Origin of the sequence: Luteimonas sp. BLCC-B24 (assembly GCF_028550595.1) — a bacterium.
GTDB lineage: Bacteria > Pseudomonadota > Gammaproteobacteria > Xanthomonadales > Xanthomonadaceae > Luteimonas.
The window spans coordinates 392,131-412,449 of record NZ_JAQQGN010000001.1; the positions used below are offsets into that span (position 1 = coordinate 392,131).

Annotated in this window: 20 protein-coding genes and 4 tRNA genes; 8 read left to right on the plus strand and 16 right to left on the minus strand. The window is 70.8% G+C overall.

Annotated elements, in window-relative coordinates; all coding sequences use genetic code 11:
* Positions 1 to 63 precede the first annotated feature (63 nt).
* From PQS31_RS01995 to arsC, 4 genes are all read left to right on the plus strand, one after another.
* Positions 64 to 801, plus strand: a complete 738-nt coding sequence (locus PQS31_RS01995; protein WP_272761437.1) for a hypothetical protein — start codon at positions 64 to 66, stop codon at positions 799 to 801.
* A complete protein-coding gene (locus tag PQS31_RS02000; RefSeq protein WP_272761008.1) occupies positions 798 to 1,259 on the plus strand; it encodes a GNAT family N-acetyltransferase in 462 nt (153 codons plus the stop codon). Before PQS31_RS01995 ends, PQS31_RS02000 begins: the two co-directional genes overlap by 4 nt.
* Positions 1,260 to 1,351: 92 nt before the next feature.
* Entirely contained in the window at positions 1,352 to 2,641 is a 1,290-nt protein-coding gene (locus tag PQS31_RS02005) for a dicarboxylate/amino acid:cation symporter (protein WP_272761009.1), read from the plus strand.
* Positions 2,638 to 2,994, plus strand: a complete 357-nt coding sequence (arsC, locus tag PQS31_RS02010) for an arsenate reductase (glutaredoxin) (protein ID WP_272761010.1) — start codon at positions 2,638 to 2,640, stop codon at positions 2,992 to 2,994. Before PQS31_RS02005 ends, arsC begins: the two co-directional genes overlap by 4 nt.
* Position 2,995: 1 nt before the next feature.
* Here the strand turns inward: arsC and PQS31_RS02015 are convergent, their stop codons facing one another.
* Positions 2,996 to 4,627 (minus strand): FMN-binding glutamate synthase family protein, encoded by a 1,632-nt coding sequence (locus PQS31_RS02015; protein WP_272761011.1) that lies wholly within the window; start codon positions 4,625 to 4,627, stop codon positions 2,996 to 2,998.
* Positions 4,628 to 4,842: 215 nt separating this feature from the next.
* Between PQS31_RS02015 and PQS31_RS02020 the strand changes: the two genes are divergently transcribed.
* Together PQS31_RS02020 and PQS31_RS02025 are read left to right on the plus strand one after the other, a co-directional pair.
* Entirely contained in the window at positions 4,843 to 5,085 is a 243-nt protein-coding gene (locus PQS31_RS02020; protein WP_272761012.1) for a hypothetical protein, read from the plus strand.
* On the plus strand, positions 5,082 to 5,354 hold the full coding sequence (locus PQS31_RS02025) for a hypothetical protein (protein WP_272761013.1): 273 nt from the start codon (positions 5,082 to 5,084) through the stop codon (positions 5,352 to 5,354). Before PQS31_RS02020 ends, PQS31_RS02025 begins: the two co-directional genes overlap by 4 nt.
* Positions 5,355 to 5,438: 84 nt before the next feature.
* On the opposite strand, the gene PQS31_RS02030 is transcribed toward PQS31_RS02025, so the two are convergent.
* The 15 genes from PQS31_RS02030 to PQS31_RS02100 form a co-directional block, all read right to left on the minus strand.
* Positions 5,439 to 6,416, minus strand: coding sequence for a GGDEF domain-containing protein (locus PQS31_RS02030; protein WP_272761014.1), 978 nt, complete (start codon positions 6,414 to 6,416; stop codon positions 5,439 to 5,441).
* A 123-nt stretch (positions 6,417 to 6,539) separates the two neighbouring features.
* A tRNA-Leu gene (locus PQS31_RS02035) sits at positions 6,540 to 6,626 on the minus strand.
* Positions 6,627 to 6,720: 94 nt separating this feature from the next.
* Positions 6,721 to 6,796, minus strand: a tRNA-Gly gene (locus PQS31_RS02040).
* A 41-nt stretch (positions 6,797 to 6,837) separates the two neighbouring features.
* Positions 6,838 to 6,911: transfer RNA gene (locus PQS31_RS02045), tRNA-Cys, on the minus strand.
* A 75-nt stretch (positions 6,912 to 6,986) separates the two neighbouring features.
* Positions 6,987 to 7,062 (minus strand) — tRNA-Gly (locus PQS31_RS02050).
* Between the two features lie 36 nt (positions 7,063 to 7,098).
* A complete protein-coding gene (gene pgsA / locus PQS31_RS02055; protein ID WP_272761015.1) occupies positions 7,099 to 7,698 on the minus strand; it encodes a CDP-diacylglycerol--glycerol-3-phosphate 3-phosphatidyltransferase in 600 nt (199 codons plus the stop codon).
* 19 nt (positions 7,699 to 7,717) lie between these two features.
* Positions 7,718 to 9,589, minus strand: a complete 1,872-nt coding sequence (uvrC, locus tag PQS31_RS02060) for an excinuclease ABC subunit UvrC (protein WP_272761016.1) — start codon at positions 9,587 to 9,589, stop codon at positions 7,718 to 7,720.
* Positions 9,586 to 11,016 carry a thioredoxin-like domain-containing protein gene (locus tag PQS31_RS02065; RefSeq protein WP_272761017.1) on the minus strand — a complete coding sequence of 477 codons (1,431 nt, stop codon included), beginning with the start codon at positions 11,014 to 11,016 and terminating at the stop codon, positions 9,586 to 9,588. The genes uvrC and PQS31_RS02065 overlap by 4 nt, the downstream gene beginning before the upstream one ends.
* A gap of 7 nt (positions 11,017 to 11,023) precedes the next feature.
* Positions 11,024 to 11,503, minus strand: a complete 480-nt coding sequence (locus PQS31_RS02070; RefSeq protein WP_272761438.1) for a low molecular weight protein-tyrosine-phosphatase — start codon at positions 11,501 to 11,503, stop codon at positions 11,024 to 11,026.
* The gene (gene kdsB, locus PQS31_RS02075) at positions 11,503 to 12,279 is read right to left on the minus strand and encodes a 3-deoxy-manno-octulosonate cytidylyltransferase (RefSeq protein WP_272761018.1); all 777 of its coding nucleotides are present in this window, start codon (positions 12,277 to 12,279) and stop codon (positions 11,503 to 11,505) included. Before kdsB ends, PQS31_RS02070 begins: the two co-directional genes overlap by 1 nt.
* A 61-nt stretch (positions 12,280 to 12,340) precedes the next feature.
* Positions 12,341 to 13,312 carry a tetraacyldisaccharide 4'-kinase gene (lpxK, locus tag PQS31_RS02080; protein WP_272761019.1) on the minus strand — a complete coding sequence of 324 codons (972 nt, stop codon included), beginning with the start codon at positions 13,310 to 13,312 and terminating at the stop codon, positions 12,341 to 12,343.
* Positions 13,309 to 15,111 carry a lipid A export permease/ATP-binding protein MsbA gene (gene msbA, locus PQS31_RS02085; RefSeq protein ID WP_272761020.1) on the minus strand — a complete coding sequence of 601 codons (1,803 nt, stop codon included), beginning with the start codon at positions 15,109 to 15,111 and terminating at the stop codon, positions 13,309 to 13,311. The genes lpxK and msbA overlap by 4 nt, the downstream gene beginning before the upstream one ends.
* Before the next feature lies 1 nt (position 15,112).
* Complete coding sequence (locus PQS31_RS02090; RefSeq protein ID WP_272761021.1) at positions 15,113 to 15,565, minus strand: biopolymer transporter ExbD; 453 nt, start codon at positions 15,563 to 15,565, stop codon at positions 15,113 to 15,115.
* Between the two features lie 3 nt (positions 15,566 to 15,568).
* Positions 15,569 to 16,204, minus strand: coding sequence for a MotA/TolQ/ExbB proton channel family protein (locus PQS31_RS02095; RefSeq protein ID WP_272761022.1), 636 nt, complete (start codon positions 16,202 to 16,204; stop codon positions 15,569 to 15,571).
* Between the two features lie 26 nt (positions 16,205 to 16,230).
* Positions 16,231 to 18,681, minus strand: a complete 2,451-nt coding sequence (locus PQS31_RS02100; RefSeq protein ID WP_272761023.1) for a DNA internalization-related competence protein ComEC/Rec2 — start codon at positions 18,679 to 18,681, stop codon at positions 16,231 to 16,233.
* Positions 18,682 to 18,792: 111 nt separating this feature from the next.
* On the opposite strand from PQS31_RS02100, the gene PQS31_RS02105 reads away from it, so the two are divergent.
* The gene (locus PQS31_RS02105; RefSeq protein WP_272761024.1) at positions 18,793 to 19,305 is read left to right on the plus strand and encodes a DNA-deoxyinosine glycosylase; all 513 of its coding nucleotides are present in this window, start codon (positions 18,793 to 18,795) and stop codon (positions 19,303 to 19,305) included.
* A 92-nt stretch (positions 19,306 to 19,397) separates the two neighbouring features.
* Entirely contained in the window at positions 19,398 to 20,261 is an 864-nt protein-coding gene (locus PQS31_RS02110) for a pirin family protein (RefSeq protein ID WP_272761025.1), read from the plus strand.
* Positions 20,262 to 20,319: the final 58 nt, after the last annotated feature.

The window sequence follows — 20,319 nt, forward strand, 5'->3', positions numbered from 1 at the left end:
GAGGAGATGTCCATGCCTGCACCGATGCTCCGCCCGCGCGCCCGCTGGTGCCTGTCGGCGCTGATGCTGCTGCTCGCCGCCTGCAGCAGTGCGCCGCCGGCCCCGTCCGCCGCGGCGCCGCTGGACGATGCACGCCAGTTGATCGTGGTCACCAGCGCGGACTGGGACGCGCCCGGCGCGCGCCTGCAGCGTTTCGAACGCGACGACGGCGGGCGATGGCGCCAGGTCGGCGCCGAGGTGCCGGTGATGCTCGGACGCAGCGGCAGCGCCTGGGGTCTCGGCCTGCATCCGCCGCAAGCACAGGGCCCGCAGAAGCGCGAAGGCGACGGCCGGGCCCCGGCCGGCATCTTCGCCATCGGCCCCGCCTTCGGTTACGCCGCCACCGGCATCGGCGCCCTGCCCTATCTGCCGATGCAGGCGTCGCACTATTGCATCGACGTGCCCGCCTCGCCGCTCTACAACCGTATCGTCGATGCGCGGGACGTCGGTGAAGCGGCGGTTGAAGGGTCCACCGAGCCGATGCGCCTGGATCTGCACAAGGAGGGCGACATCCGCTATCGCCGCGGCTTCGTCATCGAGCACAACGCGGGCGGCGTGCCCGGCCACGGCAGCTGCATCTTCGCCCACCTGCTGCGCCGCGCGGACGAGACCACCGCCGGATGCACGGCGATGGACGCGGCGGCGCTCGATGCCGCGCTGCAATGGCTCGATCCCGCACGGACGCCGCGCTTCGTGCTGCTGCCCGATGCCGAATACGCACGGCTCGCCGCGTCGTGGCGGCTGCCGGCGCTGCGGCCGTGAGCGCAGCGCTCGCGGCGCGGCCGGCCACCGCGGCCGATCTGCCGGCGCTGCTGATGATGATGCGCACCTTCTGCGCCGAGGACCGCATCCCCTTCGATCCCGGGCGCGTGGCCAAGGCCGCGACCGCGCTGATCGACGACAGCGCCCACGGCACCATCCTGCTGCTCGGCGACGCGGCGGACGCGGGCTATCTCGTGCTCACGCGCAACTTCAGCCTGGAGCAGGGGGGCGCCTACGTGCTGCTGGACGAACTGTTCGTCGCCGGTCACGCGCGCGGGCGCGGAATCGGAGCGGCCGCGCTGGCGCTCGCCGCGCGACAGGCCCGCGATTGGGGCGCCGCGCGTCTGCGCCTGGAGGTGCATCACCACAATCCCCGGGCCAAGGCGCTGTACACGCGCGCGGGCTTCCGCGACGACCATCGCGACATGCTCACGCTGGATCTCGCGACGGCGGGCTAGGACAGCTCGCGGTGTGGAGCGCGACGGCCGTCGACGACGGCGGGCGCCGACACCCGTGGCATGCTGCGCAGGCCTCCGCTCGCACACGGCCGATGACCACCGCCCCCTCCTCCGTTTTCCGGCGCTCCCTGCCGGCCCGCGTGCTCGCCGCGCTGGTGCTCGGTGCCGCCGTCGGCCTGTCGCTGTCGGCATGGGATCCGGCGATCGCCACCGCCGCGGCCGACATCGCGCAGCCGGTCGGCCGGCTCTGGCTCAATGCCCTGCAGATGACGGTGGTGCCGCTGGTGGCGGCACTGGTGATCGTGGGCATCAACTCGGCGGCCGACGCCGCGGCCTCGGGACGCAGCGCGCGGCTGGCGATGGCGGTGTTCGCGATCCTGCTGGCCGTGTGCGGCGCGTTCGCCGCCGTCGCGGCGCCCGCGTTTCTCGCGCTGCTGCCACGCGACGAGACCCAAGTGGCCCTGTTCCGCGCCGCGATCCAGGCGCCCGAGGCGCTGCCGCAGGCGCCGGATTTCGGCCTCTGGATCACCAGTGTGATCCCGAGCAACGCGTTGGCTGCCGCGGCGGCCAGCGCGATGTTGCCGCTGGTGGTGTTCTCGATGTTCTTCGGCTTCGCACTGACCCGCCTGGAGCCGGAGCGGCGCCAGCGCATGCTCGAACTGGTGCGCGCGATCGGCGACACGATGCTGGTGATCGTGCGCTGGGTGCTGTGGGCGGCGCCGCTGGGCGTGTTCGCGCTGGTGCTCGCGGTATGCGCCCACGTCGGGCTCGGTGTGCTCACCGCACTGGGTTACTACATCGCGCTGCAGTGCACGCTCTACATCGCGATCACGCTGCTGATGTACGGCGTGGCGGTCGTGGTCGCGCGCGAGCGCCTGCGTCGCTTCGCCGCGGCACTGCTGCCGGTGCAGGCGATCGCCGCGAGCACCCAGTCCTCGCTGGCCTCGCTGCCGGTGATGGTGGACAGCGCGCGCCAGCGGCTCGGCTATCCGCTCGCGGTGACCTCGCTCGTGCTGCCGATGGCGGTATCGCTGTTCCGGATCGCCAGTCCCACGCAGTACCTCAGCGTCGTGATCTTCATCGCCTGGATGTACGGCATCGAGCTGGGTCCGGCCCAGCTCGCGGTTGCGGTCGGCCTGAGCATCGTCATCAGCATGGGATCGGTGGGCCTGCCGGGCCAGGTGAGCTTCATGACCAACAACCTGCCGGTCACCCAGGCGATGGGCCTGCCGGTCGAGCCTCTGGGCGTCCTGCTCGCGGTCGACACCATTCCCGACGTGTTCGCGACCGTCGCCAATACCAGTGGGCAGGTCACCGCGACCGCGGTGGTCGCGCGTCACGCCGCCAGCAGTGATCCGCCGCATACGGACCCCGCGCCATGAACGATGCCTACGTCCTGTATCACAACCCCCGCTGCTCCAAATCGCGCGCGGCACTCGCCCTGCTGGCCGAGCGCGGCATCACGCCACGGGTGGTGCACTACCTCGAGACGCCGCCGGATGCGGCCGCCCTGCGCAGCCTGCTGGACGCACTCGATCTGGAGCCGCGTGCCCTGCTGCGCACCGGCGAAGCGCCCTACCGCACCCTGGGCCTGGCCGCGCCCGGGATCGCCGACGACGCCCTCGTCGAGGCGATGGTCGCGCACCCGGTCCTCATCGAGCGTCCGATTCTCGTGCGCGGCACGCGCGCGGTGATCGGACGGCCGACCGAGCGCCTGCTGACGCTTCTGGACTGATCTATCCCTTGCGCTTGACCGCGTGCATCGCCGCTGCACGCGGCGGTGCGGCGAAACTGTCGGCACGCGCCTGCGGCCAGAAGGTCCGGAACACCGCATGCTCCGGCACGCCGGCCAGCAGCTCGCCGGGTTCGAGGAAGCGGTACAGCGCCGCGAGCGAGCGCACCTCGGTCGGCGACACGCGCCGCAGGATGTGCTCGGGCCCGAGCTGCATCGGGTGCTCCAGGCCGGCCGCGCCGATCATGTCGCGCAGGGCGCGCAGCGTGTTGCGGTGGAAATGGAAGACGCGGTCGGCCTTGTCCGGCACGTCGAGCAGGCGCCAGCGCGCGGGGTCCTGCGTCGCCACACCGGTCGGGCAGTGATCGGTGTGGCATGTGCGCGACTGGATGCATCCCAGCGCGAACATGAAGCCGCGCCCGGCGTTGCAGAAGTCGGCTCCCATCGCCAGCGCCCGCGCAATGTCGAAACCGCTGGTGATCTTGCCCGCGGCGGCGACGCGTACCCGCTCGCGCAGGCCGACGCCGACCAGGGTGTTGTGCACCAGCATCAGCGCTTCCTGCAGCGGCAGCCCGACATGGTTGATGAACTCCGACGGCGCTGCGCCGGTGCCGCCCTCGGCACCGTCGACGACGATGAAGTCCGGCAGGATGCCGGTCTCGAGCATCGCCTTCGCGATGCCGAACCACTCCCAGGGGTGGCCGATCGCCAGCTTGAAGCCGGTCGGCTTGCCGCCCGACAGCACACGCAGGTGATCGACGAACTCGAGCAGGCCGACGGGCGTCGAGAACGTCGAGTGCGCGGCCGGCGATTCGCAGTCCTGTCCGACCGGAATGCCGCGCGTCTCCGCGATCTCGGGCGTGACCTTGGCGCCGGGCAGCATGCCGCCGTGACCGGGCTTGGCCCCCTGCGACAGCTTGAGTTCGATCATCCGCACCTGCGGATCCACCGCCTGGGCGGCGAACTTCTCCGCATCGAACCGTCCCTGTGCATCGCGGCAGCCGAAATAGCCCGAGCCGATCTCCCAGACCAGGTCGCCTCCGTGCTCGCGATGGTAGCGGGCGATCGCCCCCTCCCCGGTATCGTGATAGAACCCGCCGCGCTTGGCGCCCAGGTTCAACGCCCGCACCGCATTCGCCGAGAGGGAGCCGAAACTCATCGCCGAAATGTTGAACACGCTCGCCGCATACGGCTGGGCGCGTTCCTCGCCCACCGGGATACGGAAGTCGTGCGACTCGGCATGCGCCGGCACCAGTGAGTGGTTGATCCACTCGTAGTTCGAGCCGTACATCGGCAACTCGCTGCCGAACGGCACGACATCGCTGACGTTCTTCGCCCGCTGGTAGACGAGCGCGCGCTGCTGGCGCGAGAACGGCACTTCATCCTGGTCGTCCTCGATGAAGTACTGGCGGATCTCGGGCCGGAAAGATTCCAGGCCGTAACGGAAATGGGCGGTCAACGGGTAGAGGCGGCGCAGCGTCGCTTTCGGCTGCAGGATGTCGAACGTGCCCAGGACCGACAGTGCCGCGAAGACGAGCGCGGCCAGTGTCCAGCCGGCCGTGCCGGTGCGCAGCGCCAACCACAGCGACACCAGCGCCATCGCGATGCTCGTGCCGTACGCCAGATAACGGACCATCGGTCTCCTTCGTCGGTTCGAAACGGGACGCCGGCCCCACGCCCGAGGCGTGCACCCGCCGGCCCGACCATCCTAGACATGCCGCCGACGCCGGCGCGTCAAGGTTGCAGGCGGGGCGCCCATGGCTTCACGGCGGTTTGGCGTACGCCGGCCTAGCGTGACGCATCCGATGCCGTCCGCCGTTGTTCCCGATGCGCCACGACGCCCGCCACCACGTGATCCTCGCCGAAATGGCCCGCGCCATCCGGGTCGGGCAGCCCGATGCGGACTGGCACGAGGTGGAACCGGGCCTGCGCTCGCTCTGGGAGCACGCGCCCCGCTCGTCGTCGTGGAGCGAGGTGCGCGAGGATGCCGCGCGGTATTGGCGGTTCGGCGAATCCCTGCCGCCGTGCGCCGTGGTCGCCCTGCCTTCATCGTCGGCGGACATGCCGGCGCCGGACGGGACGCCACGCACATGATCTCGGCGCGCACGGTCTGGCAGGTGGTCGTCGTGCCTCTGTACGTGATGCTGGGCGGCGCGGTGTTTTCCGCCGCCATGGCCCGGACGGCAGGTTCGATCATCGGCGGTCTGGCCGAACTCGCGCCGTGGGCGTTCGTGATCGCCACCGCGCTGGCGTTGCTGCTGGCCGCCGGCGGCATACTGCGTATCCGTCGGCGCCTGCGCTGCATGCGACGCGCCCTGCGGCGGCAGCGCCGTCGCGCCCTGCCGGACACGTCGACCGCCTAAGAACGCGTGGCAGGCCGGGTGCGCACAGGGTGCGCCTGTCGTACGTTCTCGCGCGAATGCGCGCGCGTAGTCAAACGGTTGCGGCTAGACGATCAGCGCTTCCGCCACGTGCACGCGGTCCCGTCCTGCGCGCTTGGCGAGATAGAGCGAGGCGTCGGCGCGGGCGAACCAGTCTTGCCAGTCCCGTTCCCCGCTGTGCAGCGCGCCGCCGACAGAGACCGTGACCGGTCCCGCAGGTCCCGCCACACGCGTCGACACGGCGGTGCGCAGGCGCTCGGCCACCGCTTCGAGCGCGGCGTCCGATCCTGCGGGAATGACGAGCACGAACTCCTCGCCGCCGAAGCGGTACACGCTGTCGCCCTGGCGCCGTTCCTCCTGCAGCACCCGCGACAGCGCGATGAGCACCGCGTCGCCCGCCGCGTGCCCGAAGTCGTCATTGATCGTCTTGAAGCGGTCGATATCGAGAATCAGTAGGCCCGTACGCCCGTGCTCGCGTCCGGCCACGATCGCCTGTAGCCGGGCCTCGAGCGCGCCGCGGTTCGCCATCCCCGTCAGCGGATCCTGACTGGCGCGCAGTTCCAGCGAATCGTTGTGCTGGCGCACCCGGCGCGAGAACGCGTACGAGAAGGCGTAGACCAGCGCCCAGGTGACCGGCGTGCTGAAGTGATAGGCCTCGTCTCCGAGCGCCAGCACCGCCGTCGCGGTGAGCACCAGGACCAGCCCGCAGAAGGCAGCGGTGCGCGTGCCGGCGATGTAGAAATTCGTCATCAGCGCCACGTACACCCAACCGGCCACCCCGGGACCGATCACCCAGGTCGCGGCGATGCACGCGGCGCTGTTGAACACCGCCATCAGCGTGCCGGCGACATCGATGCGCTCCGCGCGCCACGCCAGCCAGACGATCGACAGGATGCCGACGACCACCGCGCCGTCGAAGACCGCTTCCACGACATCGCCGCGCAGCAGTCGCCATACCAGAAAGCCGGACAGGGTCAGCGCCGTCGTCACGCCCAGCAGGGAGATGATCGCGAGCCGGAAGCTGTGTCTGGAGCCTGAGATCATGCGTCCACGATCGCCGCGATCCGCGGCGCGCCTCCGTCGTCGATCGGCGTTCGGCCGACGCGGACGACTGTAATCCCGCCGCGGTGAATGCCGCGCAGACCCGTCGCCTGCACGCGGCCCTCGTGGTGCCCGGAGCCGGAATCGAACCGGCACGACCTCGCGGTCAACGGATTTTAAGTCCGGTGCGTCTACCAGTTTCGCCATCCGGGCAGGCGTCGACAGCGTGCCTGAGCATGCGCGCGATTGGAACCGCCGTGCAGCCTCCACAACAAAAAAGCCCCGCTTTCGCAGGGCTTTTCGAAACTGGAGCGGGAAAAGGGGCTCGAACCCTCGACCTCAACCTTGGCAAGGTTGCGCTCTACCAACTGAGCTATTCCCGCGATGAACCGATTGTAGCGCCGTGCCCGATGGAAGCGCCGGCTGGAGGCCTGGGTCGGAATCGAACCGGCGTACACGGATTTGCAATCCGCTGCATAACCACTCTGCCACCAGGCCGGTGACCCTTCGGCCGACCGAAGCCTGCCGACAAAACGAAACCCCGCGTACTGCCCGGGGTTTCGCGTTCGAAACTGGAGCGGGAAAAGGGGCTCGAACCCTCGACCTCAACCTTGGCAAGGTTGCGCTCTACCAACTGAGCTATTCCCGCTTGGGAGGCGAAATTCTACCCGTCGCGGACGGGGTGTCAATACTTGTTCTTCTCCGCCGCACGCATGATCGGCCACGCCGCGCGCAGATACGCGAAGCCCGACCACAAGGTCAGCACCGCCGCGATGGCCAACAGCCAGTCGCCGATGACGAACACCACGTGCCCCATCCACGGCTCGGGCCGGGGTGGGCGCTCGGGCGTCACCGAGTACAGCAGACACAGCAGCGCGACCATCTGCGCGATGGTCTTGATCTTGCCGATGGCGGCGACCTTCACCGCGGCGCGCTGGCCGAGTTCGGCCATCCATTCGCGCAGCGCCGAGACCGCGATCTCGCGTCCGACGATGACCGCCGCCCAGAACGCCATCCAGGGCGTCGGATGGCCCTGCACGATCAGGAACAGCGCGACGGCCACCATCAGCTTGTCGGCCACCGGATCGAGGAACGCGCCGAACGCCGAGTACTGGTGGTATTTCCGCGCGATCCAGCCGTCCAGCCAGTCGGTGATCGAGGCCAGGCCGAAGATCAGCGCAGCCGCGAAGTTCGTCCACTTGAAGGGCAGATAGAACACCACCACCAGCACCGGGATCATCATGATCCGGAGCAGGGTGAGCCAGGTGGGAATGGTGAATTTCATCGCATGCCTGTTGGGGGAATCAATCCAGGCCCTGGCCGGGAGCGCCAGCGTCGAGCCCGTGTAGGGTCGCATAGATGCGCCGGGCCAGCGCCGCATTGACCCCCTCGACCTGTGCGATCTCCTCCACGCCGGCCCCCTTGAGGCCGCCCAGTCCGCCGAAATGCTTGAGCAGACTGGCGCGGCGCCGGGGGCCGATGCCGGGAATGTCCTCCAGCCGGCTGGTGCTGCGCGCCTTCTGGCGCCGGCCGCGATGCCCGGTGATGGCGAAGCGGTGCGCCTCGTCGCGCACCTGCTGGACGAGTTGCAGTCCGGGCGACGACGCGCCCGGCTTGAGTTCGCGGCCGTCGGGCAGCAGCAGGGTTTCGTCGCCCGGTTTGCGCGCTTCGCCCTTGGCCACGCCCACCAGGCAGACACCGGTGATGCCCAGCGTCTGCAGCACGTCGCGCGCCTGGGCCACCTGCCCCGCTCCGCCGTCGATCAGCAGCACGTCCGGCACGACGCCGTCGCTTTCGACGGCACGCTTGAACCGGCGCGTCAGTGCCTGGTGCATGGCGGCGTAGTCGTCGCCGGGCTCGACGCCGTTGATGTTGTAGCGGCGGTACTGACCGCGCACGGCGCCCTGCGCATCGAAGACGACGCACGAAGCCACCGTGGCCTCGCCCATGGTGTGACTGATGTCGAAGCACTCGATGCGCTGGGCGGGCTCGGCCAGGCCGAGCATCTCGCGCAGGGATTCGGCGCGTGCCTGCTGCGCGGCCTGACTGCCCATCTCGCTCGCCAGCGCGATCTCGGCATTGCGACGGGCCAGGTCCACGTAACGCGCGCGGTCGCCGCGCACGCTGGTCTTGATCTGCACGCGCCGGCCACCGGACTCGCCGAGCGCCTGTTCCAGCAGGGCCACGTCCTCGATCGCGCGGTCGAGCACGATCTCGCGCGGCGCGGGCTGCTCGGCGTAGTGCTGCGACACGAACGCCGCCAGCACCTCGGCCGGATCGTCACTGCCGTTGGTGCGCGGATGGAACGCGCGCGTGCCGAGGTTGCGCCCGTCACGGAACGACAGCAGCAGCACGCAGGCATGGGTGCCGCGCATCGCACAGGCCAACACGTCGAGTTCGGCCACGCGTCCGTCGACGTACTGGCGGGCCTGCATGCCGCGGATGTTTCCGAGCAGATCGCGCAGCCGCGCGGCTTCCTCGAAATCCAGCCGCGCGGCCGCGGCCTCCATGTCACGGGCGACTTCGTCGTTGAGGGCGTCGCTGCGGCCGTCGAGGAACATCGAGGCGCGGCGCACCGCATCGGCGTAGTCCCGTTCCGAGACCAGGCCGACGCAGGGCGCGGTGCAGCGCCCGATCTGGTGCTGCAGGCAGGGCCGGGACCGGTTGCGGAACACGCTGTCCTCGCAGTTGCGCAGCTTGAACAGCTTCTGCATGAGGTTCAGTGTTTCACGCACCGCGGTGACACCCGGATAGGGCCCGAAGTAACGGCCCGGCACATTGCGCGGCCCGCGGTGCACGGCGATACGCGGCCAGTCGTCCTTGGTGACCAGGACGTAGGGGTAGCTCTTGTCGTCGCGCAGCGAGACGTTGTAGCGCGGCTTGAGCGACTTGATCAGCTGGTTTTCCAGCAGCAGCGCCTCGGCTTCGGTGCGCGTGACCGTGACCTCCATGCGCGCGATCTGCGCGATCATCGCCATCGTGCGCGCGGCCTTGGGCGTGGCGTTGAAGTAGCTCGCCACGCGCTTGCGCAGATCGGCCGCCTTGCCGACGTACAGCACCGCGCCGTCCTCGGCCAGCATGCGGTACACGCCGGGCGCGGTGCTCAAGCCTGCGACGAACGCCTTGCCGTCGAACACCACACCCGCCTTGCGCGCGCGTCCTGCCGGCGCGGTCATTCGCCGATCGGGACGTGGCGCAGTGCGCCCGTCACCGGGTCGAGACGCAGCACCGCGTGCGCGTCAGTATCGGCGATCCACACCGCATCGGCCGATACCGCGAGGCCGGCGGGCGCGTGCAGCCGCTGGGGAAGTTCGAACGTGGTGAGTTCGCCGCCGCCCAGGCGCAGCCGCCGCAGGGTGTCGTTACCGCTGTCGGCAATCCACAACACCGGCGAGCCCGGGTCGAGTGCGAGGGCCTGGGGATTCTGGAGACGCGCGTCGGTGCGCGCGCCGTCGATCTGTCCGAACTGCCAAGGATCCTGACCGACCAGCGTCGTCACCTGCCCGGTCCGCGTGTGCACGCTGCGCACCGCGGATCCCGCGGCTTCACAGACGTAGAGCGTCTGCTGCACGCAGGCCAGGCTCACCGGCTCGGCGAACGAGGCCATGGCCATCGTGCCGTCGGTCACCGCCAGCCGGCCGTTGCCGGCCACCAGCTCGAGCGTCGAGGTGCCGAGATCGAGGCGCCAGATGCGATTGTCGCCCGCGGTGGCGATGTACAGCTTGTCGCCGGCGAGGACCACGTCGTGGGGCTGGTCGAGCGCCACCGCACGCGGGTCCGCAAGCGGGCCTTCGAGTGTGGTCCCCGGCCGTCCCGCGCCGCAGACGGTGGCGATATCGCCGGTGCGCAGTTCGATCGCGCGCACCGCGTGATTGCCGGTATCGGCGACATAGAGCACGTCGCGCTGCACGAACAGGCCATGTGGCCGCGACAGCGCGGCCAGTTCCATCGGACCGTCGATGAAGCCCGGACTGCCGGAGCCGAACTGGCGCAGGATGCGTCCGCTGGTGTCGCATTCGAGCACGCGGTGGTGACCGCTGTCGGCGACGTACAGATAGTTGCCCGACAGCGCCAGACCCACCGGGAATCGCAACGGCAACGGCGGCTCGCCGCTGCGCCGCAGACGCACCGGATCGGGATTGATGAGTTGCGGGGTCAGCTCCGAGATCAACGCCGCGACGCGGGCGTCGAGTTCGCGAAGACCGCCCTCGCCGACGATGCGCTCGCGCACCTGGCCCTCGCCGTCGAGCAGCACGACCGTCGGCCAGGCCTCGATGCCGTAGTGCTGCCACAGCGTCCAGTCGCCGTCGTGCGCGATCGGGAACTCGTGCTGCTGCGCGTGCGACCGCTTGCTGCTGCGGCGCACTTCGCGTTCGGCGTCGAAACGCGGCACATGGATCGCGACCACCTGCAGCCGCTCGCGATGCCGCGCGCGCAGATGCCCCAGGTCCGCCAGGCGTTGCTGGCACCAGGCCGAGCCCAGGTTGACGAACGCGATCGCACAGACCTTGCCGCGCATCTGGGCCATGCGCAGCGGGTCCGTCAGATTCAGCCATTCAAGGCTGGCCGGGAACTCGGGCGCGGGCACGGCGTCGGCGGTCATGGCCGGATTATGCGCGATCGGGCGCCGTCCCGGCGCCGATCCGGTCGACGATGCCGGCTGCGGCCCGATCGACCAGCTGCCAGACGGCCTCGAACGCCGCGGCATCGCCCGTGTAGGGGTCGGGCACGTCGCCCGGCCCGAGCCCCGCCCAGTCCAGCAGGCCGACGATGTCGGCCGTCGCGTCCGCGGGCTGTCGCGATCGCACGATCTGCAGGGTGCTCGCGTCCGCGCACAGCACGACATCGAAATGGCGGTAATCGGCCGGCACCAGTGTCCGCGCCCGCAACATCGAGATGTCGATCCCGTGCCCGGCCGCGCTCCGGATGGCACGCGGATCGGGCGGATCGCCGACGTGCCAGTCGCCGGTCCCGCAAGAATCCACCTCCACCCGCTTCGCCAGCCGGGCCTGGGCGAGGCGGTGGCGCAGGGCGCCTTCCGCCACCGGCGAGCGGCAGATGTTGCCCAGGCACACCACCAGCAAGCGGATCACGCCGCGGCGCCCGCGGCCAGCCGGGCTTCGGCCCGGGCCAGGTCGTCCGGCGTGTCGACGCCGGGCGGAAACGGATCGGGGGCAACGCCGACTGCAATCCGGAAGCCGGCCTCGAGCACACGCAGCTGCTCGAGCATCTCGGTCTGTTCCAGCGGGCCCGGCGGCATGGCCGCGAAGCGCTTGAGAAACGCCGCGCGGTATCCGTAGATGCCGATGTGCCGCCACCACGCGCCTGCCGGCAGACGGCTGCGGTCCAGGGCGAAGGCGTCGCGCGGCCACGGCACCGGCGCACGGCTGAAGTACAGCGCATCGCCACTGCCCGCACGCACCACCTTGACCGCATTCGGATCGAACAACGTCTCCACATCGGTGACCGGCGCCGCGAGTGTCGCCAGGGCGACGTCCGCGTCGGCCGCGAGTGCGGCGACCGCGCGGATGCCGGACGCCGGCGCGAAGGGTTCGTCACCCTGCAGGTTGACGACGATCCGCGCGTCGTCCCAGCCGGCGATTCCGGCGCATTCGGCCAGCCGGTCGGTGCCGGAGGCGTGGTCCGGCGAGGTCATCGCCACCTGCACGGGCGTGCCGGCGAGTGCATCGACGACACGTGTGTCGTCGGTGGCCACCCAGACCTCGGCGGCACCGGCATCGAGCGCGCGGCGAGCGACGTGCAACACGAGCGGCTCACCGCCGAGCAGCTGCAGCGGCTTTCCCGGCAGCCGGGTGGAGGCGTAACGCGCCGGAATGGCGACGACGAAGTCGGGCGTATCGGTCATGGCGGCATTGTCCCAGATCGTCCCGTGCACGGCGGATCACCCCGACGCGGCGTGCGGCCGCTCAACGCAGGGTCGACAGACGATCGAGCAGAGCGATCCAGAACGCTTCCGGCAGACGTGCGGTGACCGGCACGCTGAAATGCCGCTCGCCGGCGAAGCGCATGCACTTCACGGCGTCCTTTTCGGTCATCAGCACCGGCAGATCGCTGCCGAACTGCAGATCCTCCGGCGTGTAGCGATGATGGTCGGCGAAGGCATGCGGCACGACCGCGATGCGGTGCGCGCGCAGGGTGTCGAAGAACCGCTCCGGATCGCCGATGCCCGCCACCGCGTGCACGCGTTGACCGGCGAAGGTGTCGATGCGCCGCGGGCGCCCGCCGAGCAGCGGCAGCGCGTGACCGGTCTCGAGGCCCATCGGCCATTCACCGAATCGCGGAGCGATGTCGGTATCCATGGCGGTGTTGAGCACGCGGAAGTCGCAACGCGCGCCGCGTTCCGGCGGCTCGCGCAGAGGGCCGGCCGGAATCAGCTCACCGTTGCCGTAGCGGCGGCGACCGTCGATGACCTCGATCTCGATGTCGCGCCGGAGCCGGTAGTGCTGCAGTCCGTCGTCGCAGACCACGATGTCGCAACCGGCCTGGATCAGCGCACGGGCGGCGGCAACGCGATCGGCATCGACACGCACCTTCGCTCCGGTGCGCGCGGCGATCAGCACCGGCTCGTCGCCCGACAGCGCGGGGTCGCTGACGGGCTCCACCCAGCGCGGCGTGCCGGCGGCATCGCGTCCATAGCCGCGGCTGGCGACGCCCGGCGTCCAGCCCGCCGCCTGCAGGCGCTCGACGATCGCGATCGTCAGCGGCGTCTTGCCGCTGCCGCCCGCGATGAGATTGCCGACCACCAGCACGGGCCGCGACACCCGGTGCCGGCGCAGGAATTTCAGGCGCAGACGCGTGGCCGCGCCGTAGACCCGGGCCAGCGCCCGCGCGTGCACGGGCGGCGGCCGTCCGTCGAACCAGTACTTCGGTGGCTTCACGCGCTGCGGTCCCCGCCCTCTCCGTCGCGGAACTGCATGCGATGCAGATGCGCGTACAGCCCGCCCCGCTCCAGCAGTTCGCGGTGGGTGCCGTGCTCGACCAGCCGGCCCTGGTCGAGCACCAGCACCTGATCGGCATGCTCGATCGTCGACAGCCGGTGCGCGATCACCAGCGTCGTGCGATCGGGCATCAGATGGTCGAGCGCGTCCTGCACCAGGCGCTCGGATTCGGTGTCCAGCGCGGCCGTGGCCTCGTCGAGGATGAGAATCGGCGCGTCCTTGAGCATCGCGCGCGCGATCGCCAGACGCTGGCGCTGGCCGCCCGACAGCCGCCCGCCGCGGCTGCCGATGCCGCTGTCGAGCTTGTCCGGCAGTTTCTCCACGAACTCCATCGCGTTGGCGCCGCGGATGGCGTGGGCGAGCGCCTCGGGCGTGGCGCCGGCCATTTCGCCGTAGGCGACGTTCGCGGCCACCGAGTCGTCGAACAGCATCACCTGCTGGCCGACCAGCGCGATCTGTCTGCGCACGTCGGCGATGCGGTACTCGTGCAGGGGATGCCCGTCGAGCAGGATCTCGCCCCGTTCGTGATCGTAGAAGCGCGGAATCAGCTTGATCAGCGTCGACTTGCCGCTGCCCGAGCGGCCGATGATCGCCGTCACCGTACCGGGCCGGGCGACGAAACTGACGTCCTCGAGCGCCGGCTGGGCCTGTCCCGGATACCGCGCCGAGACGCCGCGGAACTCGATCTCGCCGCGTGCGCGCGCCAGCGGACGCGTGCCGGTGTCGCGCTCGTCGTCGGCGTCGAGGATCTCGAACAGGCGCTCGGCCGAGGCCACGCCCCGCTGCAGCATGTTCTGTACGTTGGTCAGCTGCTTGAGTGCGGGAATGATCGCCATCATCGCGATCATCAATGCGACGAAACCACCGGCGGTGAGCCGCCCCTGCGAGGCTTCGTAGCCGGCGATGACCAGCAACAGCGCGAGGCCGACCGAGCCCATCAGCTGCACCACCGCCGACGAGATCGCCCGCGTCGCCTCGACCTTGAGGTTCAGGCGCATGTGGTTGTCGGCCACCGCGCGATAACGCGCGTTCTCCGCCGCCTGCGCGCCGTAGATCTTCACTTCCTGCTGGTTGCTCAGCGACTGGTCGGCCGCCTGGAGCAGCAGCGCCGAACTGTCCTGGATGTTGTGGCTGACGCGCCGGTAGCGGCGGGCGACCTTGCCCATGATCCACGACAGCGGCGGCGCGATGACCAGGATCGTCAGCGTCACCTGCCAACTCGTCCACAGCATCACGATCAGCGAGGCGATGATCTGCAGTGATTGCTGGATCATCACCTTGGCCGCATCGACCGCCGCCTGGGACACCTGGTCGGAGTCGGACCCCAGACGCACCAGCATCGACGGCACCGGTTCGGCATCGAAGCGCATGCCCGGCAGACGCAGGTACTTGCCAAGCACGCGCACGCGCAGGTCGCGGGCGATGCCGCGACCGGCCTTGGCCATGTTGTAGTCGGCGAGATACCCGGCGATGCCGCGCAGGACGAACAGGCCGATGATCGCCGCGGGCAACCACAGGTTCACGCCCGCGTTCGCACCGACGAAGGTCTCGTCGATGATCGGCTCCATCATCTTGGTGAAGGCGCCGCCAGCCGCCGCCTCGATCAGCATGCCGATCAGCGCGACCGACAGCAGCCCGCGGTATTCGGAGGAGAACGTCAGCAGCCGACGGTAGATCGGCCACGCCCGCTCGGCACGCGGCGGCGCCCCCGCGGGCGCGCTTCCGGCGACGGCACCCACGTCACTGCCCCTGCGCGGCATCGGCCGGCGTTGCGGTCGCGACCTGCGGCGCGGTCGCGTTGGCGATCCGGGTGAAGCCGAGCTGGCCGAGCGCGTCGTACGCGGTGACCACGGCCTGCCACGGTGTGCGTGCGTCCGCGCGCAGCAGCACCGTGCGCTGGCGGTCGTCACCGGCGACGTCGGCAATGGTGCGCTTGAGCGACTCGACGTCCGTGCGCAGCGCTTCCCGGTCGTCGACGAAGTAGCGTCCGTCGGCATTGATCAGCAGGCTCAGCGTGCCGGCCTGCGCGTCGTTGCGCTCGCCGGTCGCCTGCGGGAGCTCGAGCTTGAGCACCGAGCGCGCATCGAAGGTGGTGGTGATCACGAAGAAGATGATCAGCACCAGGATCACGTCGATCAGCGGCACGAGATTGAGTTCGGGGGTGTCCTCGGCCCGGCGGTCACGGATGCGCATGGGTCAGCCCTGCGCTGCGGCCGGCGCGGTCTGGCGGCTGCGCGGGTCGATGGCGTCCATCAGCGCGATCGCTTCGTGCTCCATCTGCACGATGTAGCCGTCGATGCGCGCGCGGAAATGGCGGTGGAACATCAGGGCCGGAATCGCGACCACCATGCCCGCGGCCGCGCACACCAGCGCCTTGCCGATACCGCCGGCGAGCTGGTTCACGTCGCCGACGCCGTGGTCCATGACGCCCAGGAACATCTGGATCATGCCGACCACGGTGCCGAACAGACCCAGCAGCGGGCCGGCCGCGGCGATCGTGCCGAGCGCATTGAGATAGCGCTCCATGCGGAAGGCGATGTGCCGGCCGACGTCCTCGACCCGCTCGCGGATCTCGTCGCGCGGCCGGTTGCGCACGTCGAGCGCGGCCGCCAGCAGGGCCCCCAGCGGCGCCGTGTTGCGCAGCGATTCGATGTGCGCCGGATCCAGCGCGCCGCGCGCCGCCCACACCCGCACTTCCTGACCCAGTCCCGGAGGCAGCACGGCGGTGCGGCGCAGCGCCCAGAACCGCTCGACGATGATCGCCAGCGCGAGCGCCGACAGCAGCAGCAGCGGAATCATCGGCCAGCCGCCGGCCTTCACCAGTTCGAGCACGCAAACCCCTTCGGCCCGCGGCCGGTTCAGTCGTCGGAATAGGATAGCGCAGCCCGTGACCGCGCCCAGCGCGCATCACGCTGCGCCGCATCCCACAGCCGCGGACGCCGGAGCCGCTGTGCGTCCACGGCCGGTCCGTCGGCATCCAGGCGGATCCCGAGCGCGCCGCCGGTGGCCGTGCCCAGCACCACGCTGCCGGCATCCGTCCAGCGCTCGGCCACGGGCGCATGCGGATGGCCGAAGCGGTTGCCGTGGCCGGCCGACATCAGCGCATAGTGCGCACCGCTCGCCGCGACGAACGCCGGATCGGACGAACTGCGGCTGCCGTGGTGCGCGGCCACGACGACCTCGGCCTGCAGGGCGTCGGCATCGCGGTGCACCAGCAGCCGCTCGACCACGGCGTCGATGTCCCCCGGCAGCAGCAGCCGGCCGTACGCCGTGTCCACCCGCAGCACGCAGCTCGAGGGATTGCGGAAATCCGGGAAATGCACGTCGGGATGCAGGAACCGGAAGGTCACGCCGTCCGCCTGCCAGGCGCTGCCGGCCAGACAGGGCGCGGCCCCGGGCACGCGGTCCCACTGCGGGGCGAATAGCACCGGCGCGGCGAACCGGCGCTGCACCGCGGGAAAGCCTCCGGCATGGTCGGCGTCGCCATGACTGACCACGATCGCATCCAGCCGGCGCACGCCCAGCGCATGCAGTGCCGGCACCACGACGCGCTCGCCTGCGTCGAAGCCGTCCGGCACCGCCGGACCCGTGTCGTAGAGCACTGCATGCGTGGCCGTGCGCACCAGCACCGCCAGGCCCTGCCCCACGTCCAGCACGACCGCCTCGACCGCGCCGGGCGCCGGCAGGCGCCGGTCCGGCCACAACAGGGGCAGCCACAGCAGGGCCGCGAGCGCCTTGCCCGGCACGCCGCGCGGCAACAGCATCCAGAACGCGGCCAGCAGCGCCAACGGCAGGGCCAGAACGTGCGGCTCGGGCAGCCACCACAGCGCGAAGGGGCTGGCGGCGAGGCGCTCGAACAACGGCCAGCTCAGTGCGAACGCCGACGCAGCCGCCTGCCAGGCCCAGTCACCGGCACCGGACTGCAGCGCTTCGAGCCCCGTGCCCACCAGGGCCAAGGGCACCACGACCAGACTCCACCACGGAATCGCCACGAGGTTGGCGATCGGCCCGGCGAGCGAGGCCTGTCCGAACAGCGTGGCCGTCAACGGCAGCAGCCCCAGGGTGGCCACCCATTGCGAGGCCACCAGACCGCGCGCCGCCGACAGCTCGCGCGCATCGGGCAGGCACCAGACGAGCCACGCGACACCGGCGAAGCTCAGCCAGAAGCCGGCCGACAGCACGGCCATCGGATCGACCAGCACCACGGCCGTCGCCGCGTACGCCAGCGCATCGGCGATGCGCAGCGGACGCCGCGCCAGTCGCGCCGCGGCCACCACCGCGATCATCAGCACCGTGCGCACCGTCGGCAGTTCCCAGCCGGCGACCGCGGCGTAGCCCGTCGACGCCAGCAAGGCCACCGCCGCGGCGCCCTGGGGCCGCGGGATCACCCGCGCCAGCGCCGGCACGCACCACCACAGCCCCGTCGCCAGCAGCGCGAAGAAGCCGCCGACCATGCCGACGTGAAACCCGGAAATCGCGATCAGGTGCGTGAGTCCGGTCGCACGCAACGCCTCCCAGTCCAGATCGCCGAGCGCGCGCGTGTCGCCGATCGCGAGCGCGCGTACGTAGCGCGAGGCGTCGCCGTCGACCACGGCATCGATCCGGTCGGCCACCGCAGCCCGCCAGCCGTCCACGCCGCGGCGGCCGCCGCCCTGCTCGACCGCCTCGCGGGTCCGCACGTAGCCGACCGCGGTGACCCGCTGCGCCATCGCGTGCTTCTCGCCGTCCATCCACCCCGGATTGCGCAGGCTGCGCGGTGCCCGCACGCGCGCGGTGAATCGCCAGTGGCTGCCGGGCTCGAGCGCATGCCGGCGCGCGTCGGGCTGGCTGCCCCGCGGGTCGTACCAGGTCAGGCGCAGCAGGCGGCCGCGCAGGGCCTCCGGCACCGCGCCCCCCTCATCGACGCGAAAGGCGAAGCGGGTGCGCTGCGCCTCGTGGACCGGCAGCTGCACCACATGCCCGCTCAGCACGACGTCCGCGCGCTCGAGATCGCCCGGCAACTGCAGGCCGAGACTGTGCGCGACGTGCAGACCGCACAGCGCCGCGCCGAACAGGCCGGCGCCCGCGACGCGTCGCCACCGCCGACCGCGCGCCCAAGCGGCGAGCCCGGCCAGCGCACCTGTCGCCAGCGCCCAGACCGGCGGCAGCGCCGGCAGCGCCAACAGGCCGGCCGCACCGAGCACCAGCGCGGCGGCCGTCGCCTGCCCGAACACCGGTAACGCCATCGGCAGCGGGTGCGCCCCTGCCCCGTCGATCCCCGTGGCGGCGCGCGTGTAATCGGGGGGCACGGTGTCTGCGGCTCGGTCCATTGCGCCAGCGTGTCGGCGTGCGGGTCCGGGCCCCATCCGCGTTCCGGTCGCCACGCTGTCGGGAAAGCCCGGTCACGTGGCGCTCCATCTGCAACGGCGATCATCGCGGCGATGTCCGACACCTGTCCCGTTCGCAGCTTTCCCCCGGTCGTCGCCCCCGGCGCGCGGGTGCTCGTGCTCGGCAGCATGCCGGGCCATGCCTCGCTCTCCGCGCAGCGCTATTACGCCCATCCGCGCAATCTGTTCTGGCCGATCATGGGGGCCTTGTTCGAGGCCGGGCCCGAACTGGCGTACGCGGCACGCCTGCGCCGGCTGCAGGCCTGTGGCATCGCGCTGTGGGACGTGGCCGGCGAATGCGTGCGTCCCGGCAGTCTCGATGCGCGTATCCGCGCCGACACCGTGGTGGCGAACGACATCGCCGGCCTGCTCGATGCGCATCCCGGCATCCAACGGCTCTGCTTCAACGGGGCGACCGCCGAGACGCTGTTCCGGCGCCATGTGCTGCCGACGCTCGCCGCACCGCCCGAGTGTGTACGCCTGCCGTCGACCAGCCCCGCACACGCGTCCATGGGCTTCGCGGCCAAGCTCGAAGCCTGGCGTTCGGGGCTCGGCGCCACCGTCTGACCGGGCACGACGCAACGGATCGTCCCGTCCGGACGCCGTGCTGCAGCGCCGGCCGCTGGCATGCTGGATGCCCGCCCAGGCCAGGAGCCGTCATGACCACACTGATCCAGCCCCGCACGCACGACCTCGGCGGCGGCTTCGAGGTGCGCCGCGCCGTCCCCACCCTCCAGGCACGCAGCGTGGGGCCGTTCGTCTTCGTCGACCACATGGGGCCTGCGGTGTTCGAACGCGGCGCCGGTATCGACGTGCGCCCGCATCCGCACATCGGTCTGGCGACGGTGACCTTCCTGTGGGCCGGCACCATCCACCACGCCGACACGCTGGGTTCGTCGCAGGACATCACGGTCGGCGACGTCAACTGGATGACCGCCGGGCGCGGCATCGCGCATGCCGAGCGCACGCCGCTCACCCTGCGCGAAGGCGAGCAGCCGCTGCACGGCATGCAGACCTGGGTGGCGCTGCCGAAGGCGCACGAAGAAACCGCACCGGAGTTCCACCACCATCCCGCGAGCACGCTGCCCCAGTTCCGCCGCGACGGCGCCTGGGTGCGGGTGATCGCGGGACGCGGCTTCGGCGAGGAATCGCCCGTGCGCGTGTTCGCCGACACGCTCAACGTCGCGCTCGATCTCGAACCCGATGCCGAACTGTCGATTCCGCCATCGCATGCCGAGCGCGCGTTCTACGTGCTCGAGGGCGATGCCCAGCTCGACGGCGCCGACGTGCCGGCGCGCCACCTCGCCGTGCTCGATGCCGGTTCACCGGCCGTGCTGCGCGCGAAGACGCCGTTGAAGGCGATGCTGTTCGGCGGCGAGCCGCTGGACGGCCCCCGGCACCTGTGGTGGAACTTCGTGTCGTCGTCGAAGGACCGGATCGAGCAGGCGAAGGACGACTGGCGAGCCGGCCGATTCGGCAAGGTTCCTGGCGACGACGAGTACATTCCACTTCCCGAAAAGTGAAATTCGTCACACATTATCCTGCGGCGCAGCACGCGAGTAGCGGTATCGTCAAGACGGG

What these genes read in the sequence shown, in the direction of transcription:
- PQS31_RS01995 (WP_272761437.1), top strand. Translation starts at nt 64, where the DNA reads ATGCTGCTGCTCGCCGCCTGCAGCAGTGCGCCGCCGGCCCCGTCCGCC.
- PQS31_RS02005 (WP_272761009.1), top strand. Translation starts at nt 1,352, where the DNA reads ATGACCACCGCCCCCTCCTCCGTTTTCCGGCGCTCCCTGCCGGCCCGC.
- arsC (WP_272761010.1), top strand. Translation starts at nt 2,638, where the DNA reads ATGAACGATGCCTACGTCCTGTATCACAACCCCCGCTGCTCCAAATCG.
- PQS31_RS02015 (WP_272761011.1), bottom strand. Translation starts at nt 4,627, where the DNA reads ATGGTCCGTTATCTGGCGTACGGCACGAGCATCGCGATGGCGCTGGTG.
- PQS31_RS02025 (WP_272761013.1), top strand. Translation starts at nt 5,082, where the DNA reads ATGATCTCGGCGCGCACGGTCTGGCAGGTGGTCGTCGTGCCTCTGTAC.
- PQS31_RS02030 (WP_272761014.1), bottom strand. Translation starts at nt 6,416, where the DNA reads ATGATCTCAGGCTCCAGACACAGCTTCCGGCTCGCGATCATCTCCCTG.
- pgsA (WP_272761015.1), bottom strand. Translation starts at nt 7,698, where the DNA reads ATGAAATTCACCATTCCCACCTGGCTCACCCTGCTCCGGATCATGATG.
- uvrC (WP_272761016.1), bottom strand. Translation starts at nt 9,589, where the DNA reads ATGACCGCGCCGGCAGGACGCGCGCGCAAGGCGGGTGTGGTGTTCGAC.
- PQS31_RS02065 (WP_272761017.1), bottom strand. Translation starts at nt 11,016, where the DNA reads ATGACCGCCGACGCCGTGCCCGCGCCCGAGTTCCCGGCCAGCCTTGAA.
- kdsB (WP_272761018.1), bottom strand. Translation starts at nt 12,279, where the DNA reads ATGACCGATACGCCCGACTTCGTCGTCGCCATTCCGGCGCGTTACGCC.
- PQS31_RS02090 (WP_272761021.1), bottom strand. Translation starts at nt 15,565, where the DNA reads ATGCGCATCCGTGACCGCCGGGCCGAGGACACCCCCGAACTCAATCTC.
- PQS31_RS02100 (WP_272761023.1), bottom strand. Translation starts at nt 18,681, where the DNA reads ATGGACCGAGCCGCAGACACCGTGCCCCCCGATTACACGCGCGCCGCC.
- PQS31_RS02105 (WP_272761024.1), top strand. Translation starts at nt 18,793, where the DNA reads ATGTCCGACACCTGTCCCGTTCGCAGCTTTCCCCCGGTCGTCGCCCCC.
- PQS31_RS02110 (WP_272761025.1), top strand. Translation starts at nt 19,398, where the DNA reads ATGACCACACTGATCCAGCCCCGCACGCACGACCTCGGCGGCGGCTTC.